Here is a 13636-nt window from a genome sequence, read left to right on the forward strand (position 1 = left end):
CTTCATACTAGAAGCTGCTAGGTTGTTGACGTCATTCATTCGCCCCAATCATATAGAACATCGATACTCATGGGATCTCACTCACTTGCCGCCTAGTATCGACGCCAATTATTTTAGGTATATTCATATGTTAATTTAGAAAATTGTATGATAAAAAAGATATTCAATAGATTTAGACGATTTTTTATAGAAAACAATAATAACAAAGGACGTTAGAATGGCTAATGTAACAATTTTAGATGGTGGTCTTGGACGAGAACTTCAACGTATGGGAGCACCGTTTGCTCAGCCAGAGTGGTCAGCTTTAGCATTAATGGAAGCGCCACATTACGTGGAAAAAGCTCACGATGAATTTGTGGAATCGGGTGCAAAGGTAATAACCACTAATGCTTATGCCGTTGTCCCTTTTCATATTGGTCAAGAAAGATTTGAAGAAAAAGGTGCCGCGTTGTGTCAATTAGCGGCTAAATTGGCACGGAAATCTGCTGATAAAGGTGAAAACATTAGCGTTGCAGCTTCTATTCCACCTCTGTTTGGCTCATATTCACCAGCGCTTTTTGATAAGTTGGTTGCTAAAGAGATTCTGGCAACATTAATTGAAAATCAAAAAGAGTATGTGGATCTTTTTATCATTGAGACGGTTTCTTCTATTGAAGAAGCTTTATTTGCTATCAATGAGCTAAAAAATATAGATAAACCTATTTGGCTCTCATTTTCTATTGATGATGATCTCTCTCCACTGGCAGTCAATAACGTTTTAGAAAATCAAACGACAACAAAACTCCGTTCTGGTGAGCTACTTAGTGATGCGTTGAAGCTCCTTCCAAGTCAATCTATTTCAGCGTTACTCTTTAATTGTAGTTGTGCTGAAGTCATGGAAAATGCGATTGTTGAGGCGTCGACTTACTATCAAAATGAAGAGATTGAAATCGGTGTTTATGCCAATAGCTTTTTAGATCAAGCTGACGATATTTCCGCAAATGAAGGATTGTCAGAGTTAAGAGCCGATTTAACGCCTCAGCGCTATTTAGATTTTGCTAAACAATGGCAAGCGGCTGGTGCAACGATTATTGGGGGATGTTGTGGCATTACACCTAAACATATAAAGAGTCTAGCTGAAGAGTTATAATGAATTGGATATCTTGAAGTTACTAGGTTGTTAGCACCCTAAACATAGAACTAAGATATACTCATTTGGCCTCACTCACTTGCCGCCTACTAGCAACGCCAATTATTTTAGGTATATATATTTAATAATAAGCCTCGTGACACTTAATGTGACGAGGCTGTTTGCCTCTATTTAGATATTCTCCGTATACAACACTTCTTCTTTTAGTGCTTTTTCATTGATTAATTTAAACTCATTTCCTTCTTTGATGAGTTTATTTTCTTTTTCTAAAATTTGTAATATTTGACGATAACACCGTGTTGTTACGCCTAATTGTTTCGCTTTTAAAGTGACTGGGATCTTAAATAAATCGTTATTAGCATATTGATGTAATTCTAAAATTTGCTCAATGACATTAATTCTTGCCGATAACGTAATGTTATTCATTAACTTAGTCACATTTTTATTATATCTTGTAGAAATAGTTTCTAGCAGTAGAATAGCTAAATCGGGATTCTGTCTTAATAATTCCTGTAACTTTAATTTTGGTATTTTGTAAAGATATCCAGCTTTATTGGCTTTAACATTTAATGTGGAACATGGGTTCTGCTGAAAGAACTCCATTTCACCTAAAGGACCAACATAATGAGTATCAATGCCTAAAATGAACTCTTTACCGTGCTCATTGATATGGTAAATGGTTAAATCGGCATCTTGACAGAATAGTAAGGAATTAATTGGCGAAGATTGCTGTAAAAGAAGCTCATTTTTTACATAAGAGATTTTAGGTAAATTAAGCTCTAAAATTAATTTTCTAAACAGATCCATTTTCATCACTACATTATTTTAGGTAGTTATATGGTAATGGTTTTATAAAAAAAAGCGATAATAAAAAGAGCAAGCAATCTAATATACCCAAAGTAATTGGCGTTGCTAGTAGGCGATAAGTGAAAGAGACCCCATGAGTATAGATGTTCTATATGATTGGGGCGAATGAATGCCGTCAACAACCTAGCAGCTTCAAATAAGAAGGGGATAAAAACCTATTTGATTACTTGCTAGATTGAACGTATTGAATGATAAGTCAGTTTAGTTTACTTTATCACCATCAACCCAAATATGACGAATATTACTTCTCGTGGTATGAGTGATGATTTTTTCTAGTGTATCCTGTGGTGAGTCTAACTCTGGACAGATTAATAAGTTAGAGTCTTCCACATCAGTATCAATGACCAAAGCATCAAAACAATAACCTGCTTTAAATTGACCGACGGGCAACTTTAAGAGTTCTCCACCACCGGTAGTTGCCATCCAATAAGCTTCAAGTAATGAGACACGGCTCTCTGCCTCACCTCTAATTTCAGGAGGTAATTTTGTATTTGTTCCACATTCCCTTGCTCTAGAATGAAGTACTGCATCTGAACAAGCCATAAACAGAGAAGGTAGTGGGCCTCCTGCAATATCTGAGCCTAAGCCTAAATGAATGTTTTGATCTAAATATTCACGTAGTGGAAGCGCTGCATTTGCAAAGTAGATGTTTGATCTTGGACAATGTGCAATACCGGCACCTTTTTTCTTGATGGTTTCAAGATCAGAATCGGTTAAAAATATAGAATGAGCCAAGATAGTTCTCTCACCAAGCAGACCCGCTTGATCATAGATTTCGATGTCTGTTTTACCATACTTTTCTTTACTGAAATCTCGTGCCCAATCACTTTCAGATGCATGAGTTTGAACGGCACATTGATATTTTTTCGCTAAATCCCCTAAACCTTTTAATGCTTCTAATGTGCAGGTTGGGATAAATCTAGGTGTAATGATTGGCTCGACAAGGTGATTGTTATTCGGAAGTTGCGCTAAAGCTTGGATAAAGTTCTCAGCTTGTTGAATTGAGTGTGCTGCACTCTCTTCAACATAATAATCAGGGCACATCTCTTGGTCATCCATGGAGACTTTACCGACTAATGCACGTTGACCAAGTTGAATACACGTTTCGGCTAAGTAAAGAGATGATGGCGTATCGATGGTCGCAAAATAAGCTGCAGTTGTTGTGCCATTCGCTAAATAAGTTTTAACAAGGTGAGGGTAGTATTGTTCCGCAAATGTTCTATCACTAAATTTATGTTCTAGAGGAAAAGTGTAATGGTCAAGCCATTCATTGAGAGGAAGGTCTAATCCTTTACCAGCTTGAGGCCATTGCGGAGCATGAATATGTAGGTCAACCATCCCGGGCAATAAATATTGCTTGGCCGTTAATTGTTGCAAACAGTCATTTTTTTTCAAAAGAGAAAGTGTATTTGAATAATTAGGGTCTGAAGGTTGAAGAATGTCAGAAATTTTACCGTGCTGATCAATAGTAATTAACCCATTTTCATAGTATTTGAACTCGCCTTTGATCGGACAATGAAAGATCTTACCGACGATGCCTTTTTTTATATTCATCACTTGCCTCTATAAATGAGAAAGAGACCAATAAAAATTGGCCTCAAATTAGTCTTTATTCAGTGGGTAGTTTTAATGCTACATTCAATGCCACATTAATCATTTCATGAAGCTCAGTTCGACGCTCATCCGCAGTTAAATGCTGGTGGTTTTTAATATGATCAGTGACAGTACATAAGGCAACGGCATTACATTTATTTTCTGCCGCTGCGGTATAGAGTGCGTTAACTTCCATCTCCACACCTAAAATGCCATAACGAGCCATCAAATCGTAATACTCTTCATCTGGACGGTAGAATAGATCAGATGAAAAAACATTTCCTACGAGGTAGTTGATGTCTGTTGTCTTTAATGTATTAACACACTCATTTAACATATTATAATTTGCAGTGGCAGCAAAATCATGGTCTTTAAAACGGATACGATTCATTTTAGAGTCTGTTGAAGCACCAATGGCAACAATAAGATCTTTCAATTTCACATCATCGTGAATTGCACCACAACTACCGATTCGAATAAAGTTTTTAACTTTATAGGTCGTCATCAACTCATGGAAGTAGATAGAAGCAGATGGTGCCCCCATCCCGTGTCCCATCACAGAAATTTTTCGACCCTTAAATTCCCCAGTAAAACCTAACATACCACGGACATCTGTAATCTGAACAACATTGTCGAGGTATGTTTCTGCGATTAACTTAGCTCTAAGTGGATCACCTGGCATTAAAATGGTATCAGCAAATGCGTCAAGCGGTGCATTAATATGTGGAGTTGTCATAGTTAATCCTTATTAATATGAATATTTAAGAGAATGAAAGAAGTGCACCAGCGATGGTACCTGACATTAAGTTTGCAAGAATTGCAGCCACTAAGACTCGGGGCCCAATTTCAGAAAGAATATGGCGTTTATTCGGACACATTGCACCAAGACCACCAATAACCATGGCTAAAGAACCGATGTTGGCAAAGCCACATAGACTAAATACAACAATCGCTTGAGTCTTTGGTGATAATGTTTCTGCTATCTCGATAAAATTGATGTAAGCCACGAATTCGTTAATTGCTATTTTTTGACCAATTAATGATGCTGCAGTTACAGCTTCACTCCATGGAACTCCCATTAAAAAAGCGAGAGGAGATAATAAATATCCGATAATGAGTTCTAAACTGAGACCATCAATAGATATTAAGTCGCCAATCCCACCCACTAAACTATTTACTAGTGCAATTAAAGCAACAAAAGAGATAAGTAAAGCAGTGACTGTTGCAACTTGATTCATCCCCATAATCGAGCCATCTGTGATCGCATCTAATAATGATTTAGGGCTGGTTTCTTCATCAATTTCTATTTCACTGGTCACTTTTTCTTGTTCTGTTTGTGGGCAAAGTAATTTAGCGAACAGAAGTCCAGCTGGAGCTGTCATGAAACAGGCTGTTAAAATATATTTTGGATCGATACCTAAATTAATGTAACCAATCATTGTACCGCCAGCAACACTGGCTAATCCTCCGGTCATCACGGCAAATAGTTCTGAACGAGTCATCTTTTTAATTAATGGTCGAACCATCGAAGGTGCTTCAATCGGACCAACAAATATATTGGCTGTCGCAGACATTGATTCCGCTTTACTGGTCCCTAATAACTTAGAAAGTACGCCGCCAATAAGATTAATGACAAACTGCATAATTTTGAGGTAGTAAAGAACAGAGATTAATGCAGAGATAAAGATAACGACACAAAGAACATTAATGACAAAAACGAAGCCGACTTTATAATTAGCAAGATCTCCGAATACAAAAGTTAGTCCTTCATTTGAAAAATTGATAATGTGATTAACACCGTCACTCATCATTTGTAGAATTGCTTGACCGAGTGGTACATACATGACAAATGCACCAAAAGAAATTTGAGCAATCAGGGCGATAATAATCGTTTTTACATTAATAGATTTCTTATTCTCGGACAGCAAAAATCCAATGAACAATAACACTGATATTCCAACACAACTCATGACAAATGACATGAAATACTCCAAAAAAGGGCTTTAAAATGTTACGCAAACGATACCATTGTTGATAAATGAAAAAGCGGAAATTTTTCCTTATCTTATCAATAATGGAAATGTAGTATGATATGTATCACAAAATTAATGGTAGTAAGGCTATTTTCTATAACAAAAAAGCTAGCCTAGAAACTATAAAATTTAAATTTGATATATAGAAAATCATTGGAATGGCTCGTCGGCGGAAAATGAGGGAGACTTACATGAGTATCAATGTTCTATAACCTAAAGTAATTGGAGTTGCTAGTCGGCGACAAATGAGTGAGGCTCATGAGTCTAGGTTTTCTATATGGTTGGGTGAACGAGTACAGAAAACAACCTAGTGGCTTCAAATAAGAAGGGGATAAATGTTTTTAGGAGGAGAGAAATAGCGCAATAAGCAAATCTCTGTTAACAGAGAAGAGTTATTGCGCTGCTGATAATCAATTCTTTCGTTATATACCTTTCATATTTGCCATCTACTAGCCAATTGAATTACTTTAGGTATAGATGAAGTCATTAATATTTATCGAATTTGATATTTGAGTTGAGCTTCGATATTTTGAAGTGCTTTCTCTACTGGCATACCTTGGATTACTCCTGGCATTTGAGCTGCAATGGCTGAATCTACTTCATATGTGTACATGCCGTAGTTTACATTCGGGATCTCTGAAACCCACTTGTTAAAGTCGGCATAGATTTTTTGACCATTAAAGAATGGGCTTTCGAATTGATAAGCTTCAGTCGTACCTGCTGGAATATATGAACCTACCGCACCGCGTTCTTTAAGAATTTCACCGTAAAACTCAGTATCTGAACCAAACGTTTTTGCTAGGAAATCGATCGCTTGATCTTTTTCTTCTGAGCTGTTTAACACATACCAGCTAGAGCCACCTAAATTTGAACTATTTTTAGCACCAGGAAGATCAAGGCGTGGCGTAGGTGCAATAGCCCACTTGCCAGATTGATCTGGAGCAGCTTCTACCGATGGTGTAATCCAAACACCAGCTGTAATACTTGCAACATTACCTTTTGTTAATACGCCAACCCACTCAGACCAACCTACAGTCGGGCGAGCAATTTTAGTGCTATGAAGTTGAGCAAAGCGTTCAATACCGAGTGCTAGCGCTTTGTTATCTTTAATGTCCAATTTGCCACTTTCATCAAAATACCAAGAACCGGCACTTTGAATCATAATACGTAACAGACCCATATCTGATGGATCATTACCCAGCATCTCAATGCCAGTTTTCTCTTTCACTTGCTGACCGATTTCGATAAAACGTTTCCACGTGATATTTTCTAAGTCTTTTGCTTCAAAACCGGCTTGCGCTAGAATATCAGTACGGTAATAGAAACCGGTAACACCCGTATCAAAAGGTAGGCCATAAACCTCTTTATCAATGGTCATTAAGTTAACTTTATAAGGGGCAAAGTTATTGTAATCTACTTTACCTGTCATTGGTGCAAATGAGCCAGGATATGATTGAAGGTACTTTTGTGAATTATAATCTTCAATTAATACAATATCAGGAAGAGAACTGGTTACGCCAGACGCTAGCATTGTGTGTAGTTTTTGTTCAACATCTGCTTTTGCAAAATCAATAATTTTAAATGTGGTATCAGGATGAGTTTGTTTATATGATTCAGCGGCTTTTTCCATAATAGCGATATTAAAGTTAGGATCCCACGCCCAAACGGTAATTTCTTCTGCCATTGCGTTTGCAGCCATTAATGTTGAAGCTGCTATCATTCCTTTAACAATCTTATTCTTCATCAATTCGATTCTCTATTTTATCAATTATATTATTTGTCTTACATATGGTTACCTCTCTTATCCTAGTGGAGAAATGAGAAGATAAAGAATAGATTTGTATAAAAGTGTGACTTAAGTTTGAATTAATGTCTGTTTTTGAGACTGATATTTTACTTATTATCCATTTTGATTACAAATGTTACAAAATAAATAGACTTAATAGCTGAAGCTCTAAGGTATAATTTAATTAGAACTTAAATCAACATATAAAATAAGGGTATATAGAATGAGAAAACAAGCTTATTTATGGGGCATAATTAGTTCAATTATTGCGCTATTCTCACTATTTTTTAATCTCTGGGATAGCCCAAAAACTAAACAGTTTGATTGGAGTCTATTAATAAGCACACCATCAGGTCTATTTTTCTTACTCTGCTTAATCATTTCATTAAAATACCATTTTAAAGCGAAGTCATAATTAAGGTTAATCTTTATGTGTTTATACGCTTTATGCTTAAAAATGAAGGGTTGCTGGTATCGCTTATTTTTACCAATCATGTAGTTAGCCTACTAACTTCCATTGTTTTAAGTATTTACTGTGCTTTATTAAAGATGGGAGCTTATTTAGATTGTAATATCAACCATTTAGGCTGGATTTTAGACAAAAAAAAGCCATCGATCCTCGATGGCCAAATTAGTGTTGTTTAACCTATCGGGGAGATAAGTTAAAATTTAATAGCGCATGACGTCAACGATAGACAGCACTGCTAACCACTATAATTTCAGTATAGTCAGGATTTTTCTATCCACAAATAAAAGATCAAAAATAATTAAAATTAACTTTCTTTCCGCAACATATACCTAAAATAATTGAAGTGGTAGTCGACTCGAAGCGAGTGATGTCTCATCAGTATGATTAGGGCGAAGGCGTGTAGTTAATATCCTAGCTACTTCAATTATCGAGGGGATACCTAGAGAACTTGAATCTTCAGTTTACATCTTGTCTATAAAGATTATTTAACTTTAAAATTATTCTTGTTTACTAGAGTGTCTGCTAGCATTGTTTTAAAGTGACTTCGTAACTAGTAACTCATTGATAGTTTAATAATTATTAATTTAACGAGGTTGTGATGTATAAAAGTAAATTAACGTTTGTAGCAATAAGTATCTCAGTATTGCTTGCAGGTTGTGACACTCATTCAAAAGATTTTGCCGATAAAGTTTATTCTGGAGGCACTATTTTAACTATGGTCGGTGATACCCCAAATTATGTAGATACAATCGCGATTAAAGATGGAAAAATTATCTTTGCCGGCGAGGAGGAGCAACTTTCTGATTTGGTAGATGATAAAACAGAACAGATCGATTTAGAAGGCAAAACCTTATTACCGGGATTTATTGATGCGCATGGTCATGCATTCAACTCTGGTTTCCAAAGCACTTCTGCTAATTTATTTGCGCCACCAGATGGTGAAGGGAAGAGTATCTCTGAGGTTATCTCTATTTTAAAGCAATGGACAATAGATAATCCTAAAACAGTTGAAGAATTTGGGATGATTATTGGCTATGGTTATGATGACTCCCAATTAGCTGAAAAAAGACACCCTACAGCTAAAGATCTCGACAAAGTATCAACAGAATTACCTGTTATTATCATTCATCAGTCTGGTCATTTAGGTTCAATGAACAGTAAAGCGATGACCCTGTTTAATTATGATAAAAATATTAAAGATCCACTTGGCGGTGTAATTCGTCGAAAGAATGACAATGTAACGCCTAATGGTGTCATGGAAGAGATGGCACTCTTTAATGTACTTATTCCTTATATGGCGAAGTTTCCCGTTGAAGTGAATGAACAGCTAGCCCTTGCCGGTATCGATAATTATGTACAATTTGGTTATACAACGGCTCAAGAAGGCAGAGCAAGTGCAGAAAATAGTGAAACATGGCGCAAACTGGCTAAAGATAACAAGCTTCCTATCGATGTCGCTGTTTATCCAGATATCCAAGCTGCGTTTGATTACATGAAAGAAAGTGGTGTTCAAAAAGAGTATGATAATCATTTCAGAATTGCGGGTGTAAAGTTAAGCCTAGATGGTTCACCTCAAGGAAAAACAGCTTGGTTAACTGAACCGTATTATAAAGTGCCTGAAGGTATGCCAGATGATTATAAAGGTTACCCCGCTATTGAAGATCCTGAAGAACGTCAAAAATATTTCGATATTGCTTTTGATAATAATTGGCAAATGTTAATTCATGGGAATGGCGATGCGGCTCAAGATGCGATTATTGAAGGGGTAAAAAAGGCGGGAGAAAAGTTTGGCAGTGATGATCGTCGTTCAGTGATGATACATGCTCAAATGTTAAGAGAAGACCAGTTAGATCAAATGAAAGAGCTTGAGATTATTCCTTCTTTTTATTCCCTTCATACGTTCTATTGGGGAGATTGGCATAGAGATGAGGTTTTAGGATCAAAACGAGCAGAGCGAATTTCACCAACAGGTTCAGCATTAAAACGTGGTATGAGATTTACTGAACATCATGATGCCCCTGTTTTGCCGCCAAATGCGATCATGATTTTAGACACAACCGTTAATCGAACAACCCGATCAGGAGATGTGTTAGGCGAAGATCAACGAGTTTCACCTTATATTGCCCTTAAATCGATAACTGATTGGGCTGCATGGCAGTATTTTGAGGAAGAGAGTAAAGGAACTTTAGAAGTTGGAAAATTAGCTGACTTAGTTATTTTAGATAACAACCCTTTGACTGTAAATAAAAAATCAATAAAAGATATAAAAGTCCTTGAAACAATAAAAGAAGGTATAACTGTTTATAAAAAGTGATCAAGATAATAAGTGAAATAATTAAGCCGCTTATGTTATTAAGTGGCTTAATGTCATTAATTTAATTCAACCCCTAAAACCAGCGCTTTTAATGTGGCGGAGTTGTTAGTAAATGTTTGGTTAGATGTTTAAAATGTCGCACTTTTGATTGTTTATAAATAATTGAATATACAAATTGCTTAGTACCGTGCATAATAAAAAGGAAATTTTAAATATTATCTATAGGTATTACAAGGATGAGTAATAAAATAGTAAAAAGGGAAGTGTTACTGACTTCTATTATCATTGTTGTAATGATATTTATCACAAACTTTGGTGATCAACCGTTATCAAAGAATTTGGCTGTTGTTGAAATACTAGTTATTATCAGTGGTTTATCTCTTCTACTGATATTTGAATCATTGGTCGCTTCTATTGTTTTAGGTGGTGTATTAATGCTTAAATATTTCTATGAACTTTATTTAGGTATTAAATTTTCATTACTGTTTGAAATGCAATCTATTTTATTGCTGTCCATCTTTACAATAACACTTACTGTTATTATCTATGATAAATTAAAAAATAGAGATAAATTAATTAAGTAGTCATCATCCTTACTATATTTATGTAATGACTACTCTGTAGATGTGCTTATTTTTTAATCGTTAGGGTAGATAACACCTAATGATGCAAGTTTCTTGGCGCCTGTCACCTCAGGAAGGTTACTTGATAGGTGATTAATTCTTCGATGAGCTAACCAAGCAAATGCCATTGCTTCCATATTATCAATATCGACACCTTTATCCTCTGTTGTTAATACGTTCCAATTGGGTAACAGTTCAATAAGGCGTTGCATAATTAATGGGTTATGAGCTCCGCCACCACAAACTAATAATTCAGGTTTATCGCCAAACGTATATTTTTTGACATCATTAGCAATAGTCAAAGCAGTATATTCTGTTAATGTTCTTTGAATATCTGGCGCTGAGTAATGGCCAGTTTTTAAATGTGTCTCTAACCATTCTGGATTAAACAGTTCTCTTCCTGTACTTTTGGGTGGTTGAAGTGATAAATAAGATTCAGATAATAAAGAATCTAGAAGTTGTTGATTAACCTTACCTTGTTTTGCTAATGTCGCGCTTTTATCGAAACTATTTCCTGTGATTTTTTGGCACCAGCTATCTAATAACATGTTACCGACACCGGTGTCATAACCAATGACGGGTTCATTTGGACGAAGGACTGAGATATTTGCAATACCACCGATATTAAGTACAACGATAGATGAATCGATAGATTGAAATAGTGTTTGATGAAATGCAGGTACGAGAGGCGCACCTTGACCACCTAATGCCATATCTTTACGTCTGAAATCGGCTACGGTAGTAATGCCTGTTTGGGCTGCAATAATGTTAGCATCACCAAGTTGAATCGTGAATGGTGTTTGCCCCGTCGGTTGATGAAAAACAGTCTGTCCGTGATTACCTATAGCAGTAATATCAGCAGCTTGATAACCTGAATGTTTTAATAAAGCATGAATCGCATCAGCATAAAGTTGACCCAGTAAATGGTCAATTTTTCCAATTGTCGGTAAGTCTGTCGGTTGACCAGTACAAATAGCAAGAAGTTGCTCTTTTAGGGCATCTGGCATAGGGTAATCTAGATTAGCAATAAGTCTTATTTGTTCATTTTCGACAGAGTCAGTAATTTGAGCTGAGTTCTTTTCTACCTCTTTATCAGGCTTTTGGTCACTGATCTCAGTTAAAACACAATCAACACCATCCATGCTAGTTCCAGACATAATACCGATATAAAGTTGTTTATCCATTTCAAATCTCCATCTTTTATTAACGACGTTTATTAACTGACTGTTGTTAAATCAATAATATAACTATTTTTAAGTCTAAATAAACTATAACAGGAGATCTTGATAAAAGGTATATACTCCAAAGGCTTTGGATATATAAAAAAATACCGCTCGCTTTTCTTAATGAATAAGAACTGAGAGTGGTATTAAAAATATATTATCGTTTAAAGGAGTTTATCAGCGTTAGCAGATAACCTTGATTGCTAACCCACCTTGAGAGGTTTCACGGTATTTTGCATTCATATCTTTACCTGTCTCTAACATAGTCTCAATCACTTTATCTAAAGAGACTCGAGGGCTAGAGGTACGACGTAACGCCATCCGTGATGAGTTAATTGCCTTCACTGCTGCAATACCATTTCGCTCAATACATGGAACTTGCACTTGTCCTGCTACGGGATCACAGGTTAAGCCTAAGTTATGCTCCATCCCGATTTCAGCAGCAATACAGACTTGCTCAGGGCTTCCTCCCATTAATTCAGCTAAACCTGCAGCTGCCATTGAACAAGCAACTCCAACTTCACCCTGACAGCCGACTTCTGCACCTGAGATGGAAGCATTACGTTTGTATAAGGTTCCAATGGCGCCTGATGCTGCAAAATAACGGATATATTCTTGCTCTGTAACAGGGTGAATAAACTTGTTGTAATAAGCTAATACCGCAGGAATAATCCCACAAGCACCATTAGTTGGTGCGGTAACAACACGTCCGCCTGCTGCATTTTCTTCATTGATTGCAAAAGCATACATATTAACCCAATCAATAACTGCCATTGGATCGGTGGTTTGATGTTCGGTCGCTTTTAATTGTTGGAATAACGTCGGTGCGCGACGAGGGACTCTTAATGGCCCCGGCAATACGCCTTCTGTGGTTAAACCACGTTCTAAACATTCATTCATCGTCTGCCAAATGGCGGCAAAACGTTGTTTTAATTCTTTTCCACAATTAACAGACTCTTCATTTTTCATCACAAGAGTACTAATTGATAACCCACTTTCATGACATTGAGCTAGAAGTTCGTCAGCAGTGGTGAATGGGTAGGGGATATCGCCATTAGTTGTTGTACTTTTACCAAAATTCTCTTCATCTACAATAAAACCACCACCGATTGAGTAGTAAGTCTTAGAGTAGACAACTTGGTCATCGATCCAAGCGTGGATCTGCATGCCATTTTCATGAAGTGAAAGATTAGAGTTGTGGAACTTCACTCCCTCTTCTATGGGAAACTCAACACTGTGTTGATAGCAAGTAATCTCTAGCTTCTGTTGTTGCTCAACACGCTTGATGATTGAGGGGATCTCATCAATCACAACAGATTCAGGGGTATTTCCAGCTAAACCAAGAATTGTTGCAATATCCGTATGGTGACCTTTACCCGTGAGAGAAAGTGAACCATAAATATCTGAAGTAATTTTAGTTATTTGAGTTAAACGTCCTTGATGATGCAGATCATCAATAAACTGTTTGCCTGCTTTCATAGGTCCGACAGTGTGTGAACTTGAAGGGCCGACACCAATTTTATATATATCAAATACGCTTATCATTTTATTACCTAATCAATAAAGCCTCTTAACTCATCTTTGAAAGCTAAGAGGCTG

11 protein-coding genes are annotated in these 13636 nt (G+C 36.5%); 4 read left to right on the forward strand and 7 right to left on the reverse strand.

Features of this window, described 5'->3' with window-relative positions; translation table 11 throughout:
* Positions 1–217: 217 nt before the first annotated feature.
* Positions 218–1129, forward strand: a complete 912-nt coding sequence (locus tag L0B53_RS13095) for a homocysteine S-methyltransferase family protein (protein WP_235060054.1) — start codon at positions 218–220, stop codon at positions 1127–1129.
* Between the two features lie 171 nt (positions 1130–1300).
* Here the strand turns inward: L0B53_RS13095 and L0B53_RS13100 are convergent, their stop codons facing one another.
* From L0B53_RS13100 to L0B53_RS13120, 5 genes are all read right to left on the reverse strand, one after another.
* Positions 1301–1936 carry a Crp/Fnr family transcriptional regulator gene (locus L0B53_RS13100; RefSeq protein ID WP_235060055.1) on the reverse strand — a complete coding sequence of 212 codons (636 nt, stop codon included), beginning with the start codon at positions 1934–1936 and terminating at the stop codon, positions 1301–1303.
* A gap of 261 nt (positions 1937–2197) precedes the next feature.
* Positions 2198–3550 (reverse strand): guanine deaminase, encoded by a 1353-nt coding sequence (guaD, locus tag L0B53_RS13105; protein WP_235060056.1) that lies wholly within the window; start codon positions 3548–3550, stop codon positions 2198–2200.
* A 55-nt stretch (positions 3551–3605) separates the two neighbouring features.
* Entirely contained in the window at positions 3606–4325 is a 720-nt protein-coding gene (gene deoD / locus L0B53_RS13110) for a purine-nucleoside phosphorylase (RefSeq protein WP_235060057.1), read from the reverse strand.
* A gap of 25 nt (positions 4326–4350) precedes the next feature.
* Entirely contained in the window at positions 4351–5571 is a 1221-nt protein-coding gene (locus L0B53_RS13115) for a NupC/NupG family nucleoside CNT transporter (RefSeq protein ID WP_235060058.1), read from the reverse strand.
* A 544-nt stretch (positions 5572–6115) separates the two neighbouring features.
* Positions 6116–7366 carry an ABC transporter substrate-binding protein gene (locus L0B53_RS13120; RefSeq protein WP_235060059.1) on the reverse strand — a complete coding sequence of 417 codons (1251 nt, stop codon included), beginning with the start codon at positions 7364–7366 and terminating at the stop codon, positions 6116–6118.
* A gap of 265 nt (positions 7367–7631) precedes the next feature.
* On the opposite strand from L0B53_RS13120, the gene L0B53_RS13125 reads away from it, so the two are divergent.
* From L0B53_RS13125 to L0B53_RS13135, 3 genes are all read left to right on the forward strand, one after another.
* Entirely contained in the window at positions 7632–7823 is a 192-nt protein-coding gene (locus L0B53_RS13125) for a hypothetical protein (RefSeq protein WP_235060060.1), read from the forward strand.
* A 652-nt stretch (positions 7824–8475) separates the two neighbouring features.
* Positions 8476–10191 (forward strand): amidohydrolase, encoded by a 1716-nt coding sequence (locus tag L0B53_RS13130; RefSeq protein ID WP_235060061.1) that lies wholly within the window; start codon positions 8476–8478, stop codon positions 10189–10191.
* Between the two features lie 236 nt (positions 10192–10427).
* Positions 10428–10775 carry a hypothetical protein gene (locus L0B53_RS13135; RefSeq protein ID WP_235060062.1) on the forward strand — a complete coding sequence of 116 codons (348 nt, stop codon included), beginning with the start codon at positions 10428–10430 and terminating at the stop codon, positions 10773–10775.
* Positions 10776–10828: 53 nt separating this feature from the next.
* Here L0B53_RS13135 and L0B53_RS13140 read toward each other — a convergent pair whose 3' ends face one another.
* Both L0B53_RS13140 and L0B53_RS13145 read right to left on the reverse strand, forming a co-directional pair.
* Positions 10829–11998, reverse strand: coding sequence for an anhydro-N-acetylmuramic acid kinase (locus tag L0B53_RS13140; protein WP_235060063.1), 1170 nt, complete (start codon positions 11996–11998; stop codon positions 10829–10831).
* 222 nt (positions 11999–12220) lie between these two features.
* Positions 12221–13582 (reverse strand): L-serine ammonia-lyase, encoded by a 1362-nt coding sequence (locus L0B53_RS13145; protein ID WP_235060064.1) that lies wholly within the window; start codon positions 13580–13582, stop codon positions 12221–12223.
* Positions 13583–13636: the final 54 nt, after the last annotated feature.

The organism is Vibrio sp. SS-MA-C1-2 (assembly GCF_021513135.1).
Taxonomy (GTDB): domain Bacteria; phylum Pseudomonadota; class Gammaproteobacteria; order Enterobacterales; family Vibrionaceae.